Annotated in this window: 27 protein-coding genes; 17 read left to right on the forward strand and 10 right to left on the reverse strand. The window is 70.7% G+C overall.

What is annotated here, in order from left to right:
• The first annotated feature begins 4 nt into the window (after positions 1 to 4).
• The 4 genes from ACFFC4_RS12620 to ACFFC4_RS12635 all read left to right on the forward strand — a co-directional run bounded on the left by ACFFC4_RS12620 (position 5) and on the right by ACFFC4_RS12635 (position 3,143).
• Positions 5 to 739: an ABC transporter permease gene (locus ACFFC4_RS12620; RefSeq protein WP_375501342.1), complete on the forward strand. Its 735-nt coding sequence runs from the start codon at positions 5 to 7 to the stop codon at positions 737 to 739.
• 6 nt (positions 740 to 745) lie between these two features.
• Positions 746 to 1,558, forward strand: a complete 813-nt coding sequence (locus tag ACFFC4_RS12625; RefSeq protein ID WP_375501344.1) for an ABC transporter permease — start codon at positions 746 to 748, stop codon at positions 1,556 to 1,558.
• Positions 1,558 to 2,556 (forward strand): glycine betaine ABC transporter substrate-binding protein, encoded by a 999-nt coding sequence (locus ACFFC4_RS12630; protein ID WP_375501346.1) that lies wholly within the window; start codon positions 1,558 to 1,560, stop codon positions 2,554 to 2,556. The genes ACFFC4_RS12625 and ACFFC4_RS12630 overlap by 1 nt, the downstream gene beginning before the upstream one ends.
• A gap of 71 nt (positions 2,557 to 2,627) precedes the next feature.
• Entirely contained in the window at positions 2,628 to 3,143 is a 516-nt protein-coding gene (locus ACFFC4_RS12635; protein ID WP_375501348.1) for a DUF1992 domain-containing protein, read from the forward strand.
• On the opposite strand, the gene ACFFC4_RS12640 is transcribed toward ACFFC4_RS12635, so the two are convergent.
• Positions 3,076 to 3,474 carry a DUF1810 domain-containing protein gene (locus ACFFC4_RS12640; RefSeq protein ID WP_375501350.1) on the reverse strand — a complete coding sequence of 133 codons (399 nt, stop codon included), beginning with the start codon at positions 3,472 to 3,474 and terminating at the stop codon, positions 3,076 to 3,078. The two genes, ACFFC4_RS12635 and ACFFC4_RS12640, sit on opposite strands and share 68 nt — an antisense overlap.
• 191 nt (positions 3,475 to 3,665) lie before the next feature.
• Here ACFFC4_RS12640 and ACFFC4_RS12645 point away from each other — a divergent pair, with 191 nt between their 5' ends.
• Complete coding sequence (locus tag ACFFC4_RS12645; protein WP_375501352.1) at positions 3,666 to 4,895, forward strand: MFS transporter; 1,230 nt, start codon at positions 3,666 to 3,668, stop codon at positions 4,893 to 4,895.
• Here ACFFC4_RS12645 and ACFFC4_RS12650 read toward each other — a convergent pair.
• Positions 4,846 to 5,541 carry a DUF427 domain-containing protein gene (locus ACFFC4_RS12650; RefSeq protein ID WP_375501354.1) on the reverse strand — a complete coding sequence of 232 codons (696 nt, stop codon included), beginning with the start codon at positions 5,539 to 5,541 and terminating at the stop codon, positions 4,846 to 4,848. The two genes, ACFFC4_RS12645 and ACFFC4_RS12650, sit on opposite strands and share 50 nt — an antisense overlap.
• 108 nt (positions 5,542 to 5,649) lie before the next feature.
• On the opposite strand from ACFFC4_RS12650, the gene ACFFC4_RS12655 reads away from it, so the two are divergent.
• Entirely contained in the window at positions 5,650 to 6,582 is a 933-nt protein-coding gene (locus tag ACFFC4_RS12655) for a hydroxymethylglutaryl-CoA lyase (RefSeq protein ID WP_375501356.1), read from the forward strand.
• On the opposite strand, the gene ACFFC4_RS12660 is transcribed toward ACFFC4_RS12655, so the two are convergent.
• Positions 6,579 to 7,031 carry a YiiD C-terminal domain-containing protein gene (locus ACFFC4_RS12660; protein WP_375501358.1) on the reverse strand — a complete coding sequence of 151 codons (453 nt, stop codon included), beginning with the start codon at positions 7,029 to 7,031 and terminating at the stop codon, positions 6,579 to 6,581. The two genes, ACFFC4_RS12655 and ACFFC4_RS12660, sit on opposite strands and share 4 nt — an antisense overlap.
• A gap of 24 nt (positions 7,032 to 7,055) precedes the next feature.
• Here ACFFC4_RS12660 and ACFFC4_RS12665 point away from each other — a divergent pair, with 24 nt between their 5' ends.
• Positions 7,056 to 8,009: a carbohydrate kinase gene (locus tag ACFFC4_RS12665; RefSeq protein WP_375501360.1), complete on the forward strand. Its 954-nt coding sequence runs from the start codon at positions 7,056 to 7,058 to the stop codon at positions 8,007 to 8,009.
• On the opposite strand, the gene ACFFC4_RS12670 is transcribed toward ACFFC4_RS12665, so the two are convergent.
• Positions 8,010 to 8,558 carry a hypothetical protein gene (locus ACFFC4_RS12670; protein WP_375501362.1) on the reverse strand — a complete coding sequence of 183 codons (549 nt, stop codon included), beginning with the start codon at positions 8,556 to 8,558 and terminating at the stop codon, positions 8,010 to 8,012.
• 95 nt (positions 8,559 to 8,653) lie between these two features.
• On the opposite strand from ACFFC4_RS12670, the gene ACFFC4_RS12675 reads away from it, so the two are divergent.
• From ACFFC4_RS12675 to ACFFC4_RS12690, 4 genes are all read left to right on the forward strand, one after another.
• Complete coding sequence (locus ACFFC4_RS12675; RefSeq protein ID WP_375501364.1) at positions 8,654 to 10,132, forward strand: hypothetical protein; 1,479 nt, start codon at positions 8,654 to 8,656, stop codon at positions 10,130 to 10,132.
• A gap of 144 nt (positions 10,133 to 10,276) precedes the next feature.
• Positions 10,277 to 11,794: a TldD/PmbA family protein gene (locus ACFFC4_RS12680; RefSeq protein ID WP_375501366.1), complete on the forward strand. Its 1,518-nt coding sequence runs from the start codon at positions 10,277 to 10,279 to the stop codon at positions 11,792 to 11,794.
• A gap of 133 nt (positions 11,795 to 11,927) precedes the next feature.
• Entirely contained in the window at positions 11,928 to 13,307 is a 1,380-nt protein-coding gene (locus tag ACFFC4_RS12685) for a metallopeptidase TldD-related protein (protein WP_375501453.1), read from the forward strand.
• A gap of 104 nt (positions 13,308 to 13,411) precedes the next feature.
• Positions 13,412 to 15,166 (forward strand): PKD domain-containing protein, encoded by a 1,755-nt coding sequence (locus ACFFC4_RS12690; protein ID WP_375501368.1) that lies wholly within the window; start codon positions 13,412 to 13,414, stop codon positions 15,164 to 15,166.
• Positions 15,167 to 15,178: 12 nt separating this feature from the next.
• Here ACFFC4_RS12690 and ACFFC4_RS12695 read toward each other — a convergent pair whose 3' ends face one another.
• From ACFFC4_RS12695 to ACFFC4_RS12705, 3 genes are all read right to left on the reverse strand, one after another.
• Positions 15,179 to 15,727: an NUDIX domain-containing protein gene (locus tag ACFFC4_RS12695; RefSeq protein ID WP_375501370.1), complete on the reverse strand. Its 549-nt coding sequence runs from the start codon at positions 15,725 to 15,727 to the stop codon at positions 15,179 to 15,181.
• Between the two features lie 75 nt (positions 15,728 to 15,802).
• Positions 15,803 to 16,249: a hypothetical protein gene (locus tag ACFFC4_RS12700; protein ID WP_375501372.1), complete on the reverse strand. Its 447-nt coding sequence runs from the start codon at positions 16,247 to 16,249 to the stop codon at positions 15,803 to 15,805.
• Positions 16,246 to 16,593: a GntR family transcriptional regulator gene (locus tag ACFFC4_RS12705; RefSeq protein ID WP_375501374.1), complete on the reverse strand. Its 348-nt coding sequence runs from the start codon at positions 16,591 to 16,593 to the stop codon at positions 16,246 to 16,248. The genes ACFFC4_RS12700 and ACFFC4_RS12705 overlap by 4 nt, the downstream gene beginning before the upstream one ends.
• Before the next feature lie 50 nt (positions 16,594 to 16,643).
• On the opposite strand from ACFFC4_RS12705, the gene ACFFC4_RS12710 reads away from it, so the two are divergent.
• The 3 genes from ACFFC4_RS12710 to ACFFC4_RS12720 are packed head-to-tail and all read left to right on the forward strand — an operon-like array spanning position 16,644 to position 19,721.
• On the forward strand, positions 16,644 to 17,471 hold the full coding sequence (locus ACFFC4_RS12710) for a WcbI family polysaccharide biosynthesis putative acetyltransferase (protein WP_375501376.1): 828 nt from the start codon (positions 16,644 to 16,646) through the stop codon (positions 17,469 to 17,471).
• A 9-nt stretch (positions 17,472 to 17,480) separates the two neighbouring features.
• A complete protein-coding gene (locus ACFFC4_RS12715) occupies positions 17,481 to 17,666 on the forward strand; it encodes a hypothetical protein (protein WP_375501378.1) in 186 nt (61 codons plus the stop codon).
• Positions 17,667 to 17,702: 36 nt separating this feature from the next.
• Entirely contained in the window at positions 17,703 to 19,721 is a 2,019-nt protein-coding gene (locus ACFFC4_RS12720; protein WP_375501380.1) for a HelD family protein, read from the forward strand.
• On the opposite strand, the gene ACFFC4_RS12725 is transcribed toward ACFFC4_RS12720, so the two are convergent.
• The 3 genes from ACFFC4_RS12725 to ACFFC4_RS12735 form a co-directional block, all read right to left on the reverse strand.
• Complete coding sequence (locus ACFFC4_RS12725; protein ID WP_375501382.1) at positions 19,709 to 20,161, reverse strand: CD225/dispanin family protein; 453 nt, start codon at positions 20,159 to 20,161, stop codon at positions 19,709 to 19,711. The genes ACFFC4_RS12720 and ACFFC4_RS12725 overlap by 13 nt on opposite strands.
• 189 nt (positions 20,162 to 20,350) lie before the next feature.
• A complete protein-coding gene (locus ACFFC4_RS12730) occupies positions 20,351 to 20,812 on the reverse strand; it encodes a hypothetical protein (RefSeq protein WP_375501384.1) in 462 nt (153 codons plus the stop codon).
• Between the two features lie 141 nt (positions 20,813 to 20,953).
• Positions 20,954 to 21,631: a response regulator gene (locus ACFFC4_RS12735; RefSeq protein ID WP_375501386.1), complete on the reverse strand. Its 678-nt coding sequence runs from the start codon at positions 21,629 to 21,631 to the stop codon at positions 20,954 to 20,956.
• A gap of 157 nt (positions 21,632 to 21,788) precedes the next feature.
• On the opposite strand from ACFFC4_RS12735, the gene ACFFC4_RS12740 reads away from it, so the two are divergent.
• From ACFFC4_RS12740 to ACFFC4_RS12750, 3 genes are read left to right on the forward strand one after another with little or no spacing between them, the layout of a single operon-like run.
• Positions 21,789 to 22,322: a hypothetical protein gene (locus ACFFC4_RS12740; RefSeq protein ID WP_375501388.1), complete on the forward strand. Its 534-nt coding sequence runs from the start codon at positions 21,789 to 21,791 to the stop codon at positions 22,320 to 22,322.
• A 20-nt stretch (positions 22,323 to 22,342) separates the two neighbouring features.
• The gene (locus ACFFC4_RS12745; RefSeq protein WP_375501390.1) at positions 22,343 to 23,482 is read left to right on the forward strand and encodes a sensor histidine kinase; all 1,140 of its coding nucleotides are present in this window, start codon (positions 22,343 to 22,345) and stop codon (positions 23,480 to 23,482) included.
• Between the two features lie 4 nt (positions 23,483 to 23,486).
• The gene (locus ACFFC4_RS12750; protein ID WP_375501392.1) at positions 23,487 to 24,611 is read left to right on the forward strand and encodes a sensor histidine kinase; all 1,125 of its coding nucleotides are present in this window, start codon (positions 23,487 to 23,489) and stop codon (positions 24,609 to 24,611) included.
• Positions 24,612 to 24,651 lie beyond the last annotated feature (40 nt).

A 24,651-nucleotide genomic window follows, 5' to 3' on the forward strand; every position in this document is an offset into this window, starting at 1 on the left:
CGCGGTGCTGGGAGCGACAGTCCTGCAGGCGGACGGACCGGTCATCCCGACCTTCGGCACCACGTCGAAGTGCGTCAAGGAGAACAGGACCTTCTGCACCGACTGGCTCAAGACCAACTGGAGCCCGGTGCTCAAGCCGGCGCTCATCCAGCACATCGAGCTGACCCTGATCGCGCTGGTCATCGGTTTCGTGATCGCGTTCAGCCTGGCCGTGCTGGCCCACCGCAACCGCTGGCTCGCCGCGCCCGTGACATTCCTGGGCAGCCTGCTCTACACGATCCCGTCGCTGGCGGCGTTCGAGATCCTGATCCCCATCACCGGCATCAACCGTTACACCGTCGAGATACCGCTCGTCTCCTACACGCTGCTGATCCTGTTCACCAATACCCTGGCCGGGCTCAGCGGAGTCTCGCCGGAGGTGCTCGACGCCGCGCGCGGTGCCGGGCTCACGAAGGCGCAGATGTTGCGCAAGGTCGAGCTGCCGCTGGCGCTGCCGACCGTCATCGCCGGAGTCCGGGTCGCGGCGGTCACACTCGTCTCGCTGGTCACCGTGGTGGCCTTCGTCCTGCCTGAGGGCCTCGGCAAGCCGATCTTCGACGCGTTGAACAAGGGCAACTTCAACACCGAGTCGATCTCGGCCGGCGTCCTGTGCATCCTGCTCGCATTGGTCGTCGACGCACTGCTCGCCGGGTCGCAGCGCGTCGCGACACCCTGGGCCTCGGCCCGGCGGGGTGGGTGAGCAGCGATGAGCAACAGCTTCGTGAAGGCGTTCACGTTCATCGACCACCGGCACTCCCTGGTCATCAACCGCATGGTCTCCCACCTCGAGGTGTCGGCCAAAGCGGTGGCGATCGCGATCGTCGTCGGCGTCCCGCTCGGGATCCTGCTCGGACACCTGCACCGGTTCTCGTTCTTGGCCATCAACGTCTCGAACATCGGCCGCGCGCTGCCCAGCTTCGGATTACTGGCGATCCTGCTGCCCGTCGTGGGCATCGGCGAGCTCAACATCATCATCGTGCTGGTGGTCCTCGCCGCGCCGCCCATCCTGACCAACACCTACGTCGCCGTCGACCAGGTCGACGCCGACACCGTCGACGCCGCCAAGGGCATCGGGCTGCGGCCGTGGCAGGTGGTCGCCAAGGTCGAGCTGCCACCCGCCCTGCCGCTGATCTTCGCCGGCATCCGCACGGCCGCGGTGTTCGTCATCGCCACCGCCACGCTGGGCGGCGTCTTCGGGGGCGGGGGCCTCGGCGACATCATCTCCAATGAGGCTTCCTACGGCTTGGACGGCGTCATCGGGGCGTCCTACGTCCTGATCGCGCTGGCGTTCCTCTCGCAGGGCCTGTTCCTGATCGTCGAGCGGCTGGTGACGCCCGAAGGCATGCGCCAGGGCATTGCCCGTCGGCGCCGCCGCATTGGCAAACCCGGTTTCGTGCAGACGATGCGGCTGCAGGCCAGCGCATCGCACGAGGCACAGACGTTCGTAACCGACAACGAGAACTCGACCGAGGGCGACGTAGACACCTCGCCCCAACTCGAAAAAGGGAGAAGTACCTGATGAACAAGCGCAGAGCGCTCAACCGGATCGCGGCGGTGGGCGCGGGTCTGGCCCTGGCGACCACGATGGCCGCGTGTGGTTCCAGCGGCTCCAGCAGCAAGGCCTCGGGCTCGTCCGCCACGTCCGGCAGCGGCACGCCGGCGGCCAGCACCGACTACCTCAAAACCCAGCCCGGCAAGGGCAAGCCGGCGTTCATCCTCGGCGACAAGAACTTCGCCGAGCAGTACCTGCTCGGCGCGCTCTACCAGCAGGCGCTGCAGGCAGCCGGCTACACGGTGACGCTCAAAGGCAACCTGGGCAGCTCGGAAATCGCCGACAAGGCACTCCAGTCGGGCAAGATCGACGGCATCCCCGAGTACACCGGCGTGATCTACACCGAGCTGGCGAAGTTGGGCGACACCCCCAAGAGCGCCGCCGAGACACTTGCCGGGGCGACCAAGTACGAGACCGGCCGCGGTTTCGCGGTCCTCAAGCCCACCCCGTTCCAGGACGCCGACGGCTTCGCCGTGCTGAAGTCCTACGCCGACAAGAACGGCCTGAAGACGATCGACGACATGAGCAAGGTCGGCGCGTTCAGTTACGGCGGGCCGCCGGAGAACGCGACCCGCTTCCAGGGCGTCCTCGGGCTCAAGAAGGCCTATGGCCTGAACAAGATCCAGTTCAAGCCTCTGACGATCGGCACCCAGTACCAGGCCATCGATCAGGGCAAGATCAACTCGATCGCCATCTTCACCACCGACGGTCAGCTGGCCGGCGGCAAATACACGGTGCTTACCGACACGAAGGGCATCTTCGGATTCCAGAACATCGTGCCGGTCATCAACAAGGAGAAGTTGGCCGCCGAGGGCCCCGCGTTCACCGCGATCTGCAACAAGGTCAGCGCCCTGCTGACCACCCCGGCGATCATCGCGCTGAACAAGGCCGTCCAGATCGACCAGAAGGAGCCGGCCGTCGTGGCCAAGGCTTTCCTCCAGGCCAACGGGCTGGTCGCGAAGTAGCTCCACTCGAACGTCCTCGCCGGTCGGCCCGAATCCGGGCCGGCCGGCGTCGGGGTTTAACATCGACAGCGATGACCACCCGCAAGCCGTCGAGCAGGTCCGTCCCCAACTGGGTCGAGATGCAGATCCGCAACGCCGAGCACTCGGGGGCGTTCGAGAACCTGCCCGGCGCCGGCAAGCCGATCCCCGGCCTCGGTCAGCCGCAGCACGAGCTCGCCTGGGTCGCGGATTACCTGCGTCGCGAGAACACCGACATCACGACCGTGCTTCCACCGGCGCTGGCCGTGGCCAAGGAGGTTGAGACGCTGCCCGATCGGCTGGTCCGCGAGCGCAGTGAGACCCGGGTGCGGGAGCTCGTCGCCGAGTTGAACGCCCGCATCGACGCCGAGCACGCCACGCCGCAGGACGGTTTGCCGTTCCGGGTCAAGCGGGTCCCGGTCGAACCCACCGTCGAGCAGTGGCGCGCGCACAGGGCGGCGCTGGTCGAGGTCCGGGCCGCCGCCGCGGTGGCCGAGGTGTCTACTGCGTCAACTCGACGGTGGCCGGGTCGGCGGCGCCGTCGAAATAGCGGTCCAGCACCTGAGTGAACACCGGCTCGTCCGGCGCAGCGAGGGCGAACAACGTCATGGACGAGCGCAGCTTCAGCGCGTCGACGTCGCCGAGAATGTCGCGGGCGGTGCGCTCGTCGACGTCGAGCAGGGCGCCGGCGCACTCGCGCAGTCGCGGGCCGAGGACGGCGTGCGCCAGGTAGGCCCGCGCCTCGTCGACCGTCGCCAGCGCGTAAAACTGCGCAGTCGCGCTGCGGCCCAGGCCGGCAAGCTGCGGGAAGACGAACCACATCCAATGGCTGCGCTTGCTGCCAGCCTGTAGCTGCGCCAACGCGCGGTCGTACGTGCCGTCGCGATCCTGCGCCGTCACGAATCGCTCGAGGTCTATCTCACCGCCACCCGCTCAGCCTGCCCGTTCCACCACGTTCCCGTTCCACCACGTTCCCGTTCCACCACGTTGAGTGTCGGGTTAGCCATCGAGTGTCGACTTACAAGTCGACACTCGGGCCGTAACCCGACACTCAACGGGGGTGGGGTGGCCCGGGCGGCGATGATGGAGCGGTGACGAGGCCGGCGATCCTGCGTTCTGCGTGGGCACGGGTCGCCGTGGCCATGTTCGCGGTCGGCTGGGGCGCGAACCAGTTCGCGTCGCTGCTGCTGTCCTACCGGGAGCACGCGGGGGTGTCGGCCGGCGCAGCTGACGCGCTGTTCGGCAGCTACGCGATCGGGCTCATCCCGGCGCTGCTCATCGGCGGCCCGTTGTCGGACCGCTATGGCCGGCGGCCGCTGGCCAGGGTGGCGGTCGTCGTCTCGTTCGTCGCGTCCGGCGTGCTGCTCGCCGGCGTGGACGGCGAGGCGTGGCTGTACGTCGGCCGGCTGCTGGCCGGCCTGGCGTCCGGGTTGATCTTCGCGCCCGGCACGGCGTGGGTGAAGGAGCTTTCGACGACCGTCGGCGGCGTCGACTCGGGCGCCCGGCGGGCCGCCGTGGCGCTGTCGGCCGGCTTCGGGCTCGGCCCGTTGGTCGCCGGCGTTGTGTCGCAGTGGGCACCGGCGCCGCTGGTCACGCCATACCTCGTCCACCTGATCGTGATCATCGTGGGCGGGACGCTGGTCTGGTCGGCCCCGGAGACGGTGACCCCGCACGGGGGATCGGTGTGGGCGCGGATCGCGGTGCACTCGGCGGCGTCGCCCCGGTTCCGGAGCGTGGTCGCGCCGCTCGCGCCGTGGGTGTTCTCGGCGGCCGCGATCTCGCTCACCGTGGGCCCGGCCTTGGTCACCGCGCACACCGGCTCGGTCCGCGTCGCGTTCGCAGGCCTGCTGGCCGGGCTGACGCTCGGCACCGGCGTGCTCGTGCAGCCGGTGGCCCGGCGCCTGGACGCAGCGGATGACGTCCGCACGATGGCTGTCGGGTTGAGCGCGTGCGTCGCTGGCTGCCTCGTCGAGGCCCTGACCGCGGTCACCGCCCAGCCGCTGCTGGCCGTCGCGGCGGGCCTGCTGCTCGGTGCCGGCTACGGGTTCTGCCTCGTCGCCGGGCTGCTGGAGACCCAGCGCATCGCGCCGCCCGACGAGCTCGCCGCGCTGACGGCCGTCTACTACGCCTTGACGTACATCGGCTTCGCGGTACCCATCGCGCTGGCCGGCCTGCACGCGTTCGCGTCGTACCGCACCCTGCTGCTCGGCGCCGCAGCGGTGGCGGTGCTGACCCTCGTCGTCGTGCTGTTGAACGCGCGGCGGACGGTAGTCACCCGAAGTGCGTCTGCGGACGAGGCTGTCGCACTCCGTCGACCGTGACGTCGACCTGCTCGTCGTAGAACGCCACCAGTCCGGCGATCGGCAGCAGCTGCCGGGTCGGGAAGTCGTAGCTCCAGGCCAGGTCCGCGTGCCGCGCGTCGTCGGTGATCACGGACCAGTAGGCACTCGTGCGGCCCTTGTAGGGGCAGGACGTGATGGTGTCGCTCGGCTCGAGGCGCGCGAAGTCGACGTCCTGCCGATCCAGGTAGTAGCGGGTCGGCAGACCCGTCTCGAACACGAGCACCGGCGAGCGGGACTCGGCCAGCAGCACGCCGTCCAGCTCCACCCGCACGTGCCGGTCCGAGCGCAGTGCGTCGAGCCGGACGTACGGGTTGCGCGGGTGGACGAAGATCTGCTCGCGCTCCTCGTACCAGGCATCGAGCGCGTCCCACTCGACGCGCGCCATGCCGTCGAGACCGGGCAAGGCGTCGGGTCCGAACACCCGCACCGACCCCGGCCGCTCGAGCCCGTCGGCACGAAGACCGAAGAGCCGCGCCGGTCCCTGCTCGGTGTGTTCCGTCGGGTCCTCGGCGACGAGGAAGGCGGGGTCGAGGTCGGCGAGCGGCACGTAGTACCGCGGGTAGAACGGCCACTCCCAGACGTAGACGGCCCCGACGGTGTCGAAGACGGTCCGCGTGCCGAGCACGCCACGGACCCTGCGTGGCGCGGGCTCGATCTAATTCGTCGTGGACAGCGGGCGCGGGTATCCGGTCACGGTGAGCACGGTCCCACGACGAGGGCGGATACTGGCCGCATGACGTCGCTCGACCTGCCACCGTCCATCGACATCCGCGAGGTCGGCATGCGCGACGGGCTGCAGCTCGAAGCGCCGGTGCCGCTCGACGACAAGCTGGCCATGCTCGAAGCGCTGGTGGCTACCGGTGTGCGGCGCATCGAGGTCACCAGCTTCGTCTCGCCTAAGGCCGTCCCGGCGCTGGCCGACGCCGACGAGGTCGCTAGGCACCTGGGCGCGTGGCCGGACGTCCACTGGTCGGCGCTCGTGGCCAACACCCGCGGCGCGGTGCGCGCGATCGACGCGGGCATCGCCGACCTCGAGTACGTCGTCTCGGCCGCCGACTCGCACAGCCTGGCCAACGCCGGACGGCCGAGCGCCGACGCCGCCGACGCGATCGGCGAGATCGCCCGGCTGGCCCACGACGCCGGCGGCAGTCTCGAGGTCATCATCGCCACGGCGTGGGACTGCCCGTTCGACGGACGCACCGATCCGGCCCGCACGCTGCAGGTCGTCGAGCGGGCGGTCGCTCAGGGCGCCGACCAGCTGTGCCTCGGCGACACCATCGGCACCGTCACGCCCCGTCGCGCCGTCGACCTGCTCGACGCGGTACGCGCCGCGGCGCCCGGCCTCGAGGTGGGCGCGCACTTCCACGACACCCGCGGGACGGGCCAGGCCAACGCGCTGGCCGCCCTGCTCTCGGGCGTCCGTCAGCTCGACGCAAGCATCGGCGGGCTGGGTGGCTGCCCGTTCGCGCCGGGTGCCAGCGGCAACATCGCCACCGAGGAACTCGTCTACTGGGCCGAGGACTCGGGCATCGCCACCGGCCTGGACCTCGACCGGCTCGTGACCGCGACCGTCGCCACCGAGAAGGCGGTCGGCCACCCGCTGCCCAGCTCGCTGGCGCGCGCCGGCGGCCGGTCCGTCCCGCTCGGCACGTACGTCCGCAGCTAGCGGCCGAACGGGCGGATCTGGTAGTCCCCGCGGGTGCGGGCGACGACGACACCGGCGTCGTCGGTGACCTCGGCGACGAGCTCGAAGTCCACCTTCGCGTCGGGCGTCGCGGCGGTCTTGATCCGCGCGATCTCGTCCTCGGTCAGGGACGTGGTGGCCGTCAAGTTGCCGGTGCCCGGCTTGAGGAAGTCGATCGTCATCGACTTGACGAGCGGGTAGTGCGTGCGCGCGTCGAAGGTCGCGATGTGCAGCGCGCCGCCGAGCGTCTCGGCCACCGTGAACGTGACCCCGGCGTAGATGACGCCGAAGTGGTTGCCGTTGCCCTCGAACGGCACCTGCGCGCGGACGAGTCCCGGGCGCAGCTCCACGAAGCGCACCCCCATGTTCCAGGCCACCGGGATCGACGACTCCAGTCGGGCGTTCGCGGCGTCAGCCAGGGCATCGCTCATGGACGCAGAGCTTAGGCTCGCCCCGTGACCGATGCCCACGGACCCGTGATCGGCGTGCTCGGCGAGGCGCTCATCGACCTGGTCGAGGACGGTGACGACGCCCCGCGCCTGGCCCGCCCCGGCGGCAGCCCGTACAACGTCGCGATCGGGCTCGCCCGACTCGGCCGGCACGCCGCGTTCGTCGGCCGGCTGTCGCAGGACCCGCTCGGCGGCCTGCTGCGCCGACACGCCGAACGCTCGGGCGTTGACCTCTCGCTGACCGTCGAGGCCCGCGAGGCGACCACGATCGCCCTCGTCGACCTGTCGGCGGGCATTGCGGAATACACCTTCGGCATCGACGGCACCGCCGACTTCGTCTTCACCGACGCCGAGCTGGCGGGCGTCGCGGACCGCGTCGACGCACTGCATTTCGGGTCCTTGACGTCCTGGACGCCGCCCGGCGACGCCGCGGTCGACCGGCTCGTCACCGCACTGCACGGGCGCGTGCCGATCACCTACGACCCGAACGTCCGGCCCAGGCTGCAAACCGACTGCGACGATGCCCGCGCGCGCATCGAGCGATCCCTCGCGCTCACCGACCTGGTGAAGACGAGCGAGGAGGACGTCGCTTATCTCTATCCCGGGACTCCCGTCGACGATGTCGCGCGCGACTGGCTCGGGCGTGGGCCAACGGTGGTGGTCGTGACCCGCGGCGGCGACGGCGCGAGCGCCCACTGCGCCGCCGGCGACGTCGCGCGAGCGGTACGCGCGGTCGAGATGGTCGACACGGTCGGCGCCGGCGATGCGTTCATGACCGGCCTGCTCGACGGGCTCGTCGCCCGTGGTCGGCTCAGCGTAGACGGGGTGGCCGCCCTCGGACTAGACGAGCTCGGCGACCTGCTCGACGACGCCGGTTGGGTTGCAGCGCTGACCTGCGCCCGGGCGGGCGCGAACCCGCCGCGGCGCGCTGAGCTGGACGCCGCCCGCGCCGGACGCTGATCAGCTCGGGCGGACGGGCTCGTCCGGCGCACCCGCCGGGTAGCGCCGATGCCCGGCGTCGAGGACGAGCCCGACGAGCACGCCCGCGAGGATCGCCGGCGCCCAGAGCCAGACCAGGCTGTGCACGGTCAACTTGTCGACCACGACGAGCACCACGACGTAGACGACGAAGGGCACGAGGACGGCGGCAAGCACCCGGGCCCGGACGTCGCCGTGGCTCATCACCAGCGCGAGATCATGCCGGGTCGCGTGCGTTGGCCCCTGCGCGGCGGTCGGCGCGTCGATGACCTGCACGTCGGTGACCGGCGCGATCCGGGCCGTGACCTCCTCCGGGACGGGGCGGTCATCCCGAATCAGCTCGGCCAGTGGGATCTCGGTCGTGGGGTTGTCGGCCTCGGGCATCGGGCGCGGCCGAGACTCGTCCGCGCGCGCGTGCCGGCCGCGCGACTCAACTGCCACCGCCGTCGCGACGGACGATCCGGCGGCGGTGTCGGCCGACCGGTCGTCGAGGTCAGCGTCCTCGTCGTCGGGTGCCGAGTGCCGTCCCATTACGTCAGTCTTGCAAACGCCGGCTCGACCGAGCGGCAGCGCGCCGCAGCCGTTTAGACTCCCGCCAACGATCGGTCTCACAGGTTGGAGTTGCCGTGCGTCGTCGAGTTCGGCACTGGGTGCGAGCCACGGCGTTGAGCACGGTCGCGCTGGTGTGCTTGAGCGGGTGCGCATCGGCGTTGTCGGGTGAGCCGAGCGCAGAAAATGCTGCGAACGCAACATTAAACGTCGTCGGCGTCGACAAGAGCAGCAGCTTCGACCAGACCGTGCAGAACGCGTTGAGTGACGTCGAGGCGTTCTGGAAGACGGCGTACCCGACGATCTCCGGGGGCAAGCCGCTCGAGCCGCTCAAGGGCGGGCTGTACTCGGTCGACGGTCTGCAGGTCGCGAAGACGGGCGAGGTGAGTGGACCGGCGGGCAAGGAGGGCTGCATCGCCGAGAGTCCGAGCTTCATCATCGACAACGGCGCGTTCTGCCTCGTCGACGACTCGATCGCCTGGGACCGCGCCGAGACGCACCTGTTCGCCAAGCTGGCCAAGCAGTACGGCACGCTGATGGTGGCATTGATCTTCGCCCACGAGTTCGGGCACGCGATCAGCTACCGCCTCGGGGTGTTCGACCGCACGCCGAAGCTGCAGACGATCTACACCGAGTCCCAGGCCGACTGCGCTGCCGGGGCGTGGGCGGCGTCGGCGCTCAAGCACCAGGCCGCGCACTTCGTCGACACCACGCCGGAGAAGCTGGACGACGCGCTCGAGGGCTTCCTGGACGGCCGCGACTCGACCCCGGGAACGATCAACGAGGTCTCACACGGCAACGGCTTCGACCGGCTCTCCGCCCTGGCCGACGGGCTCAAGAACGGCGTCAAGTACTGCTACTCGGACAGTTACTTCAACCGGACGTTCACCGAGCGGCCGTTCTCCAGCCAGGACGACTACGACGCCGGCGGAAACCAGCCGCTGGCCGACGTCGTCGACCCGTCCGGCTTAGAGGTGCGCGACCTCAACCGGTTCTGGACGGCGGCCGGGAAGTTGATCAGCAAGACGTTCAAGCCGGTGACGCTCAAGAAGGCCGACCATCCCAAGTGCGGCGGTACCCCCACGAGCGAGTTCGGCTACTGCCCCACCGACAACACCGTCTACTACAGCGCGAGCTTTGCCAAGGCGGCCTACAACAGTCTGCCGGGAGTCCAGTTCGACCAGGACACCGGCGACGTCATCCTGGTGTTCAACCAGCCGGCCGACTTCGCGCTCGGGGAGTTGATCTCGATCGGCTGGGGGCTGGCCGTCCGGCACCAGTTCTTCGGCGCCGACATGGATGGCACTAAGGCTTTGAAGGCCGCGGTGTGTTATACCGGCGCTTACGCCAAGGACGTCAACCTCGCTCAGACCGACCCGGCAGCGAAATCGAAGATCCTCCTGCTCTCGCCCGCGGACCTCGACGAGGCGGTGTCAGCGCTGCTCGACCTCGCCGGCCAGGACCGGGCGTTCGGCGCCCGCGGCACGACGGGTCTCGACCGCATCCAGGCGTTCAACCAGGGCTACAAGCAGTCCCTGTCCTCCTGCAACTATTGACCAACGCTCACATCGGTGCCGGGCCGCAGGGCGACCTCGGCCGTCGGCGAGCGGCAGATATTGCCCGACAGACGAAGCAGACGCGCACCGGCGGGCTGAGCAGCACGCGCGCCAGTCTGCCAGCGCGGCAGTAGGTTGGAACTCATGCCCGAGATCGACTCGTCCTTCCTCGCGATGCCGGCCCGCGGTCTGGCCGGCGCGGCCCTGCAGCGCGCGGTCGAGCTCGGGGCCGAGCACGCCGACTTCCGCCTCGAGCGCATCCGAACCGGGTCGCTGCGCCTGCGCGATGCGCAGTTGGACTCCAGCTCCGAGACCGAGGACGTCGGGCTGGCCGTGCGCGTCGTGCACGACGGCACGTGGGGGTTCGCCGCCGGCATCGTGCGCACGACCGAGGGGGCGGTGGCGTTGGCCGAGCAGGCGGTGGCCACCGCGCGGGTCAGCCGGGTGCTGTCGAGCCAGCCCGTCCAGCTCGCGCCGGAGCAGGTCTACGACGACGCCCACTGGGTCTCGCCCTACGAGCTCGACCCCTTCACGGTGCCCGAGGCCGAGCGGGTCGGGCGGCTGACCGAGCTGTCCGAGCGACTGCTGGCCACCGACGGTGTCGATCACGTCGACGCCAGCGTCACCTTCGTGCTCGAGAACAAGTTCTACGCCGACATCCACGGCACCACGACCACCCAGCAGCGGGTTCGCATCGAGCCGGACTTCACCGCGGTCGCCGTGGACCGCGGCGCCGGTTCGTTCTCGTCCATGCGCACGCTGGCTCCGCCGGCCGGGCGCGGCTGGGAGTACCTCACCGGCACCGGCTGGGATTTCGATGCCGAGATTGACGAGCTGCCCGGCCTGCTGCGCGAGCACGTCAAGGCGCCGAGTGTCACCCCGGGCCGCTACGACCTCGTCATCGACCCGTCGAATCTCTGGCTCACGATCCACGAGTCGATCGGGCACGCTACTGAGCTCGACCGCGCGCTCGGCTACGAAGCCGCCTACGCCGGCACCAGCTTCGCCACCCTCGACCGTCTCCATACCTTGCAGTACGGCAGTCCGGTCATGAACGTCACCGGCGACCGGACCACCGAGCACGGGCTCGCCTCCATCGGCTGGGACGACGAGGGGGTGGCTGCGCAGAGCTTCGACATCGTCCGCGACGGCGTGCTCGTCGGCTACCAGCTGAACCGGCAGATGGCGCACGCAAACGCCGAGGCCCTCAACAGCGACCGCTCCAACGGCTGCGCGTTCGCCGACTCGCCCGGCCACATACCCCTGCAGCGGATGGCCAACGTGTCGCTGCAACCCGACCCCGAGGGCCCAACCCTGGACGAGCTGATCGGCCGCGTCGAGAACGGCATCCTGATCAAGGGCGACCGGTCGTGGTCGATCGACATGCAGCGCTTCAACTTCCAGTTCACCGGCCAGCAGTTCCACCGCATCGAGAACGGCCGCCTCGTCGGCCAGCTGCGCGACGTCGCCTACCAGGCCACCACGACGGACTTCTGGGGCGCCATGGAGGCGGTGGGCGGGCCGTCCACCTGGTACCTCGGCGGTGCGATGAACTGCGGCAAGGGCCAGCCCGGCCAGATCGCCGCCGTCTCCCACGGCGCCCCCGCCGCCCTGTTCCGCAGCGTCAACGTCCTCAACACCAAACAGGAGGGCGGCCGATGAGCTCCCCCCGTCCGTTGAGTGTCGGGTTACGCGTCGAGTGTCGACCTATAACGCGACACTCGACGCGCAACCCGACACTCAACACGGGAGGGGGGCGGGGGTGACCGAACCTCAGGAGTTCATCGACGCGGTCATGGCCGCGTCGACCGCGGACGGCTGCATCGCGATCCTCGCCGAGCACTCGGAGACGAACCTGCGGTGGGCAGCGAACTCGCTGACGACCAACGGTCAGTCGAGCACCCGCGAGCTGACTGTCGTCTCGACGTTCGCCGGCCCCGACGGCACCCGGGCCGGCGTGCTGACGCGGTCAGTGGCCTCGCTGGAGGAGATCGACGATCTGGTGCGGGCCTCGGAGGCGGCCGGCCGGGCTGCCGGGCCGGCCGACGACGCGATGCCGCTGGTCGAGGACTACGCGCACGACGACGACTGGGACGCAGCCGCCCGGCGCACCGACGTCACCGTCTTCGACGCTTTCGCACCGGCGCTGGGCCGCGCGTTCCGGCGCTGGGGCGACGCCGCCACGTTGCTCTACGGCTTCGCCGAGCACCACATGACCTCGACGTTCCTCGGCACGTCCACCGGCGTGCGCCGGCGCTTCGACCAGCCCGACGGCCGCGTCGAGATCAACGGCAAGTCCGCGGACCTCGCGCGGTCGGCCTGGATCGGGCGGCACACCACCGGCTTCACCGACATCGACGTCGACGCCCTCACCGGCGAACTCGAGCAGCGCCTCGACTGGGCGGCCACTCGCATCGACCTGCCGCCGGGACGCTACGAGACGATCCTGCCGCCGACCGCTGTCGCCGATCTGATGATCTACGCGTACTGGAACATGGCGGCCCGCGACGCCGAGGAGGGCCGCAACGTCTTCGCCGGCCCGTCGAATAGCACTGGCCCGTCGAGCAGCAGTGGCGCGACGCGGATCGGCGAGCGACTGGCCACGCTGCCGTTGACCCTGCGCTCCGACCCGGCGGCCGGCGGCTTGCGGTGCAGCCCCTTCGAGGTGGCGACGTCGTCGAGTGCGGGGCTGCAGTCGGTGTTCGACAACGGCCAGCCCGTCACACCGGTCGACTGGATCTCCGACGGTACGCTGCAGGACCTAGCCCGTACCCGCTCGTGGGCGCAGCGCACCGACGCGCAGCCCCGCCCGTTCGTCGACAACCTCATCCTGGACGGCGGCGGCTCGGCCGAGCTCGACGACCTGATCGCCGGCACCGAACGCGGGCTGCTGCTGACCTGCCTCTGGTACATCCGCGAGGTCGACCCGCAGAACCTGCTGCTCACCGGCCTGACCCGCGACGGCGTCTACCTCGTCGAAAACGGTCAGGTGCGCGGCGCGGTGAACAACTTCCGGTTCAACGAGTCGCCTGTCGACCTACTGGCCCGGGCGACGGAGGCTGGGCGCACGGTGCCGGCGCTGTCACGCGAGTGGAACGACTACTTCCGCCGCACGGCCATGCCTGCCCTGCGCATCCCCGACTTCAACATGTCGACGGTCAGCCAGGCCTCCTGAGGTCCGATCACACGTGACCAACGTGTGACCTACGCGTGAGATAATCGTCGCGCCGAGCCCGACCGAACGGGACGAACGCCGGCGCGGACCTGAAACGAGCCTGCGTGAACCGATCCCGCCTGGTCCTCGGTTGTGTCGTCGCCATGGCGGTGGGCCTCGCGGCCCCCGCCAGCGCGTCGCCGCGGACTCCCAGCGGCAGGTCCCCCGCCGCCGGCACGCAGTACGCCGTTGCCCGACCGGTGTGCGCGAAGCCGAAAGACCCGTGGCTGGTGCGCTGCCTCGCCGTCCGCCGCGTCCCGGTTGCCAAGGGCACGCCGGGCGCCGGGCGCTGGGTGCGCCGCGCGGGCGTCGCCTACGGCCCCAAGGGTGGCTACACCCCGAAGGACCTCGCCACCGCCTACGGCTACAACCCGGACGTCCCACGCTCGAATCAGACGGTTGCCGTCGTCGACTGGAACGACGACCCGAACGCCCTGCGCGACCTCAACCACTTCAACCACCACTACGGGCTGCCGACCGAGACCGCGCGATCGTTTCGCAAGGTCAACCAAAGCGGGCGGGCGTCCCCGCTGCCGGCAAAGGACCGGGAAGCGGCCACCGAGACCTCGCTGGACGTGCAGGCCGTGCGCGCGGTGTGCCACACCTGTCGCATCCTGCTCGTCGAGGCGAAGCGCGCGACGCTCGGCGATCTGGCGGCCGCAGTGAACACTGCGGCCCGACTGGGCGCCACCCAGATCGCCAACTCCTACGGCATGCCCGAACCGCGCACGGTGCGTGCCTCGATCGTGCAGGCCTACAACCACCCCGGCATCGCCATCACCGCGTCCACCGGCGACGACGGCTGGTACGGCTGGGACTGGCTGAACACCGGCGACGTCTCGGACAACGCGGCGTCGTTCCCGTCCACGGCCTCGAGCGTCATCGCGGTGGGTGGCACCACGTTGCGCATCGGCTCGAACGGCGCCCGTACCAACGAGTACGTCTGGAACAGCAACGGCGCCGACGACATCGTCGGCTACCAATCCGGCCAGATGCGCGGCGCCAGCGGCGGGGGCTGCAGCACGCTCTTCGCCGCCCCGCCGTGGCAGACCGCAACCGCCGGCTACGCCTCGGCCGGATGCCGGGGCATGCGGCTCGGCACCGACGTGTCAGTGATCGCCGACCCGATGTACGGCTTCGACATCTATGACAGCTACGGCGTCGGCGGATGGGCCACCATCGGCGGCACCTCGCTGTCAGCTCCCATCGTGGCCGCGATGTACGCCGTTGCCGGCGGCTCGGGCGGGACGTCCTACCCGGCGTCGTCGCTCTACACGAACCGCACGTACCGACCGGGCTCGCTCTACGACATCACCCTCGGTGGCAACGGCTTCTGCGCAGGCGATGCGACGTCGGCCTGCCAGGACGCGGCGACGCAGATCCGTCCTGGCTACACGAACCCGAACGCACTCGGCAGCGGGCTGGTGGACTGCAGCTACCCCCGCACCGGCCGCACGAGCGCACTGCCGCCGCTGTCCAGCCAGTGCAACGCGACGACCGGGTTCGACGGTGCCTCCGGTGTCGGCGCCCCGAAATCGGTGACAGCGCTGTACTCGACGACGGCGACGCTGACGATCTCGGCCAGCTCGACGATCCGGGCCAAACACCGCAGCGCACTGGCCCTGACCGTCCGCCAGCGGATCGCGGCCACGCATCTGACGCGGGTCACCTGGTACTTCGGCGACGGCACCATGGCGGCCGGGACCGCGCACCACCGGCAGCACACCTGGAAGAAGCCCGGCACCTACACCGTCACCGTGCGGACGTACGACTCCCGTCACCAGTTCGCCACGAAACACGTGACGGTGCGGGTGCGCTGAGCGTCGGACCCGTTACCGGGCGTCGAAGAGGGCGAGCGCGGCGATGCTGTGCGCGTCGGCGAACTCGCCGCGACGCAGCATGTCGCGCAGGGTGGCGCTCGAGCGCCACTCGTGCACCATGTCGGCCTCGGTCGACTCCCGCTCGGGGTTACCGCGTGTCAGACCGGTGGCCAGGAAGACGTCGTAGCCCTGCGAGCAGAAGCCGTACCCCGCGAACAACCGGCCGAGATGCTCGAGATGCTCGGCCCGCAGTCCGGTCTCCTCGCGGAGCTCGGCTGCGGCCAGTTCGGCCGGCGTACCGGCACTGCCGGCCGGCCAGCCACCCTGCGGGAACTCCCACTGCCGGCTGCCGACGGGGTAGCGGTACTGCTGCACCAGCCAGAACCCGTCGTCCTCATGGGCCAGCACCACGACGAAGTCGGACTTGTCGACGACCGCGTACGTCCCGCGGGAGCCGTCGGCGAACTCGACCTCGTCCTCGCGCAGCCGCAGCCACGCGTTGCGGTACACCTCGCGGGTCGACAGCTGCCGGACGCTGTCTGGGATGTCATCGGTCGACATCCGTCCAGCCTGCCTGACGACCCGGACCGGCGCCCCCGGGCGGGACGGGTGCTGCCACGCCAGCCTGGTAGGAGATCATCGCCCGCTGGCGTTGATGACGTCGGCGGCCGACTGCGGATCGTCAGCGCTGATGATGACCGTCCGACCCGTCCGCATGCGCAGCTCGAGCTGCGGGCCGGTGCGGATCGTGAGCCGGGTGCCGCGCCGCGGCGACCAGTGGATGCCCAGACCGCCCAGCCTGCTGAACGGGAGGTCGACGGCGTCGGCGTGCTCGATCGTCGACGACGCGAAGTGGAAGCGGGGCAGCCCGAGCACGCCGTAGCGGACGACGACGCCGTTCGGCCCGGCGGTGGTGCGCACGCTCGTCATGGTGAGGTTGACGACCAGCAACGCCCCGGCGGTGATCGCGAGCGGGAGGAGTTCGGTGCGATCGGTGGCGCCCGACACCACCAGGACGACCGCCAGCACGTTCATGATCCAGAACAGCACCCAGTTGGTGGCGCGACCGCTGTAGACCGTCATGTCAGCTCCTCGATCATCGTGATCAGTTCGGCACGGCCGTAGCCGTGCTGGCGGGCCAGGCGGACCAGCTCGCGCCCCGCCGCGTCCAGCTCCGCGCGTCCGGGGCCCGAGTCGGCCACCCGGGCCCCCCGGCCGCGGCGGAATTCGAGCAGCCCGGCGTCGCGCAGGTGGCGGTAGGCCACCAGCACCGTGTTGCGGTCGACCTCGACAGCGTCGGCCAGCTCCTGTGCAGGGGGCAACCGGTCGCCGACGGCGAGCGTGCCGTCGGCGATGGCGCGACGCACGCACCCGGCGATCTGTTCCTGCAGCGGGGTGCGTGACGCATGGTCGACCGTCCACAACATAGTGCTGATGAAACTAGCACCATCTTCTCACAGCTGACTAGGGTGACGGCATGCGCGTCATCGTCTGGGGCAATTGTCAGGCAGCACCGCTCGGCGACCTGCTCCGCGCACCGCTGGCTCGCGCCGGCCTGGACGTCGTCGACCTGCCCCCGGTGTACCTGCTCACCCGGGACGAGGTTTCCGACGTCCACGCACTGATGCCGGACGTCGCGCTGCTGGTGTCCCAGCCGATCCGCGACGAGTACCGCGTGCCGGGCTGCGCGACGTCGACCCTGGCCGGGCTGTTACCACCGGACGGGCGGTTGGTCACGGTGCCGCTCGTCTACTACAGCGGCGCGCTGCCGTACCAGGTGACGGCCAATGGCGCCGATGGCCTGCGGGTCAACGCCCCGTTGACGGACTATCACGACCTCCGTCTCCTGCAGGCGGCCGATCGGGGCGAGACGGCCACCGACGTCCTGGCCGGCTGGCCCCGTGCGGCTCCTGACGACGCGCTGCGCGCGCACGCCGCCGCGTCGCTGGCCGAACTGCACCGGCGCGAGCGCACCTGCGACGTCGTGGTGTCCGATCTCGTGACGGCTCCGGATGCCCTGTTCACGTTGAACCACCCGAACAATGCAGTCCTCGGCGAGACGGCACGTCGCGTCCTCGGTGCATTCGGTGGCGATCCGGCCTCGGTCGCAGTTCCACTGCGGGAGTACCTCGGCGGAATCCGCGCGCCGGTCGAGGTGGGGGCGCCGTGGCTGATCGCTGGTGAACCAGTGCCCTGGGACGTCGTGATCACCGAGCACCTGGCGTGGTACCGCACGCGTCCCGATGTCGTCCGCGACGGGCTGGACCGCAACGCCCGGCGCCTCGCCGACCTGTACCCGCGCTAATCTCGATCGGTGACCGATCCCGACATCCAGCCGACCGAGTCGCCCGCCACCTGGGAGAACGTCGTCGTCGGCAAGGCGAAGGAAGTCCTCGGACGTGCCCTGCACGACGACGAGGCCGTCGAGGAGGGCGAGGACCAGGTCGACGTCGCCCACGAGGTGCGCGAGGAGTTCGACGAGGAGCGCAGCGAAGGCTGACCGCGGCTCTCGTCAACCGCGTAACGTCGACCAATCGTGGCCGACGAAACTGCTTTGCTGGCCGAACGTCGACACCTCGACCTCGCCCGTGAATGCCTGGTCGACATGCGCGAGTCCGCCGATCGCATCGCCGACTACGGCGTGGACGAGCTCGCCAGCCAGGCCTTGGGGCGCATCCGCGCCGAGCGACTGGCCGGGCTGGACGTCGAGCCCGACGCTCCCCCGTTCTTCGGCCGTACCGACCGCGACGCCGAGGGGACCGCGCGTGGCAGCGAGGTGTTCCACATCGGCCGCCGGCACGTCCGTGATCAGGCCGGTGACCCGGTCGTCATCGACTGGCGCGCACCGTTGGCGCATGGCTTCTACCGGGCCACGCCGGCCGATCGCATGGGTGTCCGGCTGCGCCGGCGCTTCGGGTTCCAAGCCTCCAGCGACGGACCGCGACTCACGTCATTCGAGGATGAGCACCTCGACCGCGGCGAGTCCCTCGGGTTGGAGTCCGGCCTGCTGCGCGCCGAGATCGAGCGGCCACGCGTCGGGCCGATGCGCGACATCGTGGCCACGATCCAGCCCGACCAGGACGATCTCGTGCGCGCCGACCTGGACACCTCGCTCTGCGTGCAGGGCGCTCCCGGCACCGGCAAGACAGCAGTCGGGCTGCACCGCGCGGCCTACCTGCTCTACACCTACCCCGAGCGGCTGCGGCGCTCCGGCGTGCTCGTCGTCGGCCCGAACGCGGCCTTTCTGCATTACATCGCCCAGGTGCTGCCGTCGCTGGGTGAGGGCGGCATCAGCCAGAGCACCGTCAACGGCTTGATCCACTTCGACGCGCGTGGCGAGGAGCCCGCCGGGTTGGCCGTGCTCAAGGGCGACGCGCGGCTGGCCGACGTGTTACGCCGTGCGGTGTTGTCGCACGTGGCCAAACCGAGCGACGACGTCGTCGCGATCATCGATACTCGCCGCTACCGGATCGGCGCGCACCACCTGCGCCGCTACGTCGACGACGCGCGGCGCGCGCTCGACACCGGGCTGCGTTGGTCGCTGGCCCGCGAGCGCCTGCGACAGCAGGTCGCCGAGGACGTGCGCCGCCAGCGCGAGGACCGCGGCGGGGCGCCGACCGACGCCGAGACGAAGCGGGTCGCCCGCTCCCCCGCCGTCCGGGCGTGGCTCGACGAGGTGTGGCCGGAGCTCTCGGCGCCGGCCCTGCTGGCCCGCCTCTATGCCGACGCCGACTTCTTGCGCCGGTGCGCCCCGTCGCTGTCCGACGACGCCCGCGCTGCGCTGTTCCGGGCCGCGCCGAAGTCCGTGCGCACGATCCGCTGGACTCCTGCCGACGTCGTCCTGCTCGACGAGCTGGACGCGCTGATCAACGGCACCGACACGTTCGTGCACGTGGTCGTCGACGAGGCGCAGGACCTCTCGGCCATGCAGTGCCGCGTCGTCGCCCGCCGCTGCCCGCTCGGCTCGCTGACCGTGCTCGGCGACCTCGCCCAGGCTACGACGCCGTGGGCGCCGGGGTCGTGGCCGGCCACGCTCGAGCACCTCGGCTCGCCGGGGGCGCCCGTGCGGGCATTGACGGCGGGGTACCGCGTGCCGGGCGAGGTCCTGGAGATCGCGAACCGGCTGCTGCCGCACATCGCGCCCGACGTGCCGCCCGCGACGTCCATCCGCCAGGGCGAGGGCGCGTTCCAGCTCGCGCCCAGCGGCTCGGTCGTCGACGAGGTGCAGTCCTGCCTGACGGTGCCCGGCTCGGTTGGCGTGATCGTGCCGGACAGCCGGGTGATGGGAGTGCTGAACGCCCTGCGCGCGGCAGGCGTGGACGCACACGCGCTGGACGAGGACGTCGACCCGTCCGTCGCCGTGGTGCCGGCGTCGGCGGCCAAAGGTCTGGAGTTCGACTCGGTCGTCGTGCTCGAACCTGCCGGCATCGTCGCGGGCGAAGCGTCACGGGTCAACGGCCTGCGCCGGCTGTACGTCGTGCTGACCCGCGCCGTCTCGCGGCTGCGAGTCGTGCATGACGAGCCGCTGCCCGTCGAGCTCGGTCAGCTGGGGTAGGCGCTCGGGTACGACGACGGGTCGGGCAGGTTGTGGGCCGTATCGGCGATGACCGCGAAGATGATGACGAACCAGATGATCACCAGGACGAACAGCACCGCGCCGATGATCACGCCGATCAGGCCCCACGTCCGCGCATCGCGCGACGCCTGCTCGGCACCAGCGCGGTTGCCGGCGAACCAGAACGTGTCGACCTTGTTGGCGTAGATGAACGACGGGATCGCGAGCGGCCAGAAGGTGAAGATCGCGGCGATCGCCCAACCGATGTTCGACGACGGTTTCTCGTGCGGCGGTGCGGGTGGGGCCGCAGACCCGTAGGGCGGGTAGCCGTACGGCGGATACGCCGGCGGGAAACCGTACGCCGGTGGATAGGCGTACCCCGGGGTCGGTGGCGGCGGCCCGCTCGACTTGTCAAAAGACACCCGCTGCTCATCGGTCACATCTCATGGTGACCCACAACCGGTGGCGGTGACGCATCGAGGCGGCAGCGGTCCGCACGTCGTAATCGGGGCAACGTTCCGAAGCGAGGACACCACTCATGGGCGGTTTGCTCTGCCCACGTGGACCGGGCACGTGCCCCCGGAGGTGGGCAGAGCAAATGGGCCGGAGAACGTGGGTTCTCGGGTACGTCAGCGGCGGTACGTCAGCGTCGTTCGGGTCACGGTGTCGCTGACGACCTGGCCGGTCACGGTGCCGGTGACGCCCCGGTAGGTGCCCTGGCCGCCGGTGATCGTGCCGTAGATCGTGGTGCTGTGGCGGGTGTCGAAGCGGAACCGGGCGCGCAGCGTGCCACCGTTGCGGAAGAACGTCACGTAGCCGGTCACCACGCCGGTGCTCTCGTGGTACCGGCCGGACGAGCTGTCGCTGCCGATGAGCTTGCCGTGCGCGACGTCGCGGGAGAAGTCGACGTAGTTGCCGCCGGCGAGCTGGTAATCCTGCACGGTCCGTGAGTCGAAGCGCTGCGTGTGCACCTTCGCGCTCGCCGCCGAGGCGTCCGCCGTCGCGACGCCCATGCCGGCTCCGACGGTCGCCACCACGAGCGCTCCCACCCCGATCGTGCGGGCGTGCTGCAGTCCTGTTGGTCGTGTCATGTCGTTCCCCTTGTCGTTGCGTGGGCCACCAGGCGGGAGCCGTGGTCGGAACATTAGGAACGCCGACACGTCACGGGCGTCAGCACGAGGAACGATCTTCGCCGCCCGCTCTCCGCCGTGCGGAGGACACCGGGCTACGAGCTAACCGGGCGAGCGGGTGACGAAGCCACACTCGTAGGCCGCGACCACGGCCTGGACGCGATCCCGGACGCCGAGCTTGGCCAGGATCCGCGCGACGTGGGTTTTCACTGTCGACTCCGCGACCACGATCTCAGCAGCGATCTCGGCGTTCGACAGCCCGCGGGCGACGAGCCGCAGGACGTCCAGCTCGCGGTCGGTGAGGCTGCGGACCCGCGCCGGCGTGCCTTCCACCTCGACGTCCTGGGTGGCGACGAACCGTTCGACGAGGCGACGGGTGATCGACGGCTCGATCAGCGCGTCGCCCTGAGCCGCGGCGCGCACGGCGGCGACCAGCCGCGTCGCAGGAGCGTCCTTGAGCAGGAAGCCGTACGCACCGGCGCGCAACGCACGCGCGACGTATTCGTTCTGGTCGAAGGTGGTCAGGATGACGACCCGCGGAGGGTCCGGCAGCGCCGTCAACTGCTCGGTGGCGCTCAGCCCGTCCAGCTCGGGCATGCGGATGTCCATGAGCACGACGTCGGGACGGGTGGCGCGAACGGCACCGAGCGCGGCGACCCCGTCGGCGGCCTCACCGACCACCTCGATGCCGGGCTCGGACTCGAGGATCACGCGAAACCCCGCGCGCAACAGCTGCTGGTCGTCCACGATCAGCACCCGGATCGAGGCGGCGTCGTTCACGCCGCCATCCTCGCACCGCCCGTCCGCCCCGTGTCGTCCTCAGGGATGACGCCGCCGGCGAAAGACCGCTCCCGGTACGGACGACCGCAGCCCCCGTGGTTCCTAGCGTTTGCGGCGAGTCGACCACCGCGGCCGGCCGCTGATAAAGGGGAATCCCATGTCCACTCTGTTCGCCGGCGTCCGTCGGGGAGACGTCGCCCTCGCCACCCTGCTCACCGCTCTCGGGGTGCTGCTGATGGTGGAGAACATCAACTCGACCGACCACAGCACGCGCGTCGACTCGCACTCATGGCTGCTGGTACCGGTGTTCGCAGCCGCCACCGTGCCGATCCTGTGGCGTCGGCGGAACCTGTTCGCGGTGTACGCGGCCACAGCGGCGGCACTCGCCGTCCACACCGTCGCCTTCGACTGGGTCGTGCGCTGCGGAGCCGGCCTCCCCCTCGCATTCGCGCTGTCCTACGCCGCGGGCCGCCTCGAGCGCGGGCGGCACGCCGTCATCGGACTCATCGTGACGGTTGGGCTGCAGGCCCTTGTGCTGGTTCGGGACTCCGCCGCAGGATTGGGCATTCTGCCGGTGACCGCGGGGATCAGTGTCGTGTTCTGGGGCATCGGAATTTGGCTGCAGCGGCGCTCGCAGCCCGTTGTCATCGTCGACACGGGCGCGCCCGTCGCCGTCGGAACGCGCGGCTGACGGGGCGACGGGAGTTCGCGATGAGTTCGGTGCTCAGCGGCGTCCGCCGCTCCGACGCGATCGCTGCCGCCCTGCTCTGCGCGCTGGCGGCATGGCTCGCGGTGGAGAACGTCCTCAGCCACGACACCTCGACGCGGGTCGACTCGCACTCGTGGCTGGTGGTGCCGGTTGCCGTCGCGGCCGCGGTGCCGGTGCTGTGGTGGCGGCGCTCGCTGGTCGTCGCCCTCGCCGTCTCGTGTGCTCTGATGGGTATCCACGTGCTGGCCTTCGGCGCGCTCGTGCGCTGCGGTTCGGGCCTGCCGCTGACCTTCGTCCTCGCGTTCGTCAGCGGGATGGAGCAGCGCACGCGGCGGTCCGCCACAGCCCTGGCCCTCACCTGCCTGCTCGGGACGCTCGTCCTGGTCCGGGACACCGCCGCCGGCGTCGGCCTGCTGCCGGTGGTCCTGGCGATCTCGGCCGTGCTGTGCTGCATCGGCCGCGTGACCGCCCAGCGCTCGCGCATGGCCGCGGACCTTCGGCAACGCAATGAGGAGCTGCGTCGGCTGCGCGACGAGCGGGCCGCACTCGAGGTCGGTGAGGAGCGGCTGCGTCTGTCGTCGCGGCTCCAAAGCCTGCTGGACGAGCGACTCGCCCAGCTCGAGGCGACGGCCGACAGCGACGGCACGGCCCGCGCAGCTGCCGACACCAAGGTTGTGCTCGCCACCCTCGAGGACGAGGGGCGGCGCACGCTCGGCGAGATGCGCGAGATCGTCGGTGTGCTGCGCGGCGGCGACGTCGCCCTGGCACCGGCTCCGTCGGTGGCCCACCTGGACGCGTTGCTGTCGCAGTACCTTGCCGACCAGGACGGCGAACGGCTGCAGATCTCCGGGAACCCCCAGCTGCTGCCGGCCACCGTCCAGCTGTCGGCATATCGGATCGTCGAGCACCTCGTCGTGGCCCTGGCCACCGACCGGGCGGCGCAGGTGCGGGTCGCGGTGACCTTCCTCGACGACGCGTTGGAGATCAAGGTCCGCGGCCCGCTGCCGCGCGGCGGCGACCTGCGCGCCGCGGTGGGGCGCGCTCGCGAGCGCGCCCGCCTGCACGCCGGGACCCTCGAGATGCGCACGACGCGGGGGCAGGCGCGGGTGACGGCCCTGCTCCCGGTCCACGGCGCCGGTTGATGCCGTGCGGTCCTGGCCGGCGTTCGGGGCCTCGTGGCGGCTGGAGCTGGTGGTCGGGGTCGCCGCGACGGTGGTGAGCGTCGTGCCCATTGCCGCCCACCCGCCGCACGGGCTTGCCGGGTGGGCTGGTGCGGCCTGCATTGTCGTGGGCTCGGTGCTGCTCGCCGGGTGGCGCAGGCTCCCAATGCCCGTCCTGGCCGTGGGGGCGTTGTTGCTCGCCGCGCCGCTGGTCCTCGGTCCGGATCCGAGCAACTTCGTCCTGCTCACGATGACCGCGTATGCGGCCCTGGCCGCGGAACGGTATTCCGGCCGGGCGGCGTGGTGGGCGGGGGCGGCCTGCCTCGGCTACGTGGTGCTCCTCTACGTCGTCTCCGGCGAACGCAGCATCGGCATCGTCATGCTGACGTTGCCCGGCTTCCTGGCCGGCACAGCACTGCGCCTGCGTCGGGAGACCGGCGAGGCCCTTGCCGAACGCGGCCGTGAGTTGGAGCTGGAACGGGACCTGTTCGCGGAGCTGACCGTCCGCAACGAGCGGGTGCACATCGCCGCCGAGCTGCACGACATCGTCGGGCACGCGCTCAGCGTGATGGTCGTGCAGGCCGCCGCGGGGCAGCGGCTCGTCGACCGCGCACCGGAGCGGGCCAACGCGTCGCTGTCGGTGATCGCCGAGTCCGCCCGGCAGGGGCGCGCGGACCTGCAACGCCTGATCGAGCTGCTCGTCGGGGGCCAGCTGCCGGAGCCTGATCTGACGCTCGTCGACGAGCTGGTCGAACGCGCGGCCCGCAGCGGCCTGCCCGTCACTCTCCGGCTCGAGGGCGACCGCAGCGGCTTCGACGACCGCACCGCGCACCTGGTCTACCGCGTCGTGCAGGAGAGCCTGACGAACGCCCTGCGGCACGCCCAGAGCGCCGACGTCCGGGTGCTGATAAGGACAGATCGAGTGGCGCGACGGGTGACCGTCCGGGTGGAGAACGACCCCGCCCCCGGCCCGGCGCGGCATCCCGTGGCCGGTGGCGGGCGCGGGCTGATCGGCCTGCGGGAACGGGTGCTGGCGCTGGGCGGCACCTTCACCGCCGGTCCGTACGCCGGCGGCGGGTGGGCCGTGGCGGCCGAGCTGCCACGCCAGTGACGCCGGTCACGGATATGGTAGGAACCCCTGGGTAGTCCGG

The organism is uncultured Jatrophihabitans sp., assembly GCF_964244045.1.
Lineage (GTDB): Bacteria > Actinomycetota > Actinomycetes > Mycobacteriales > Jatrophihabitantaceae > Jatrophihabitans.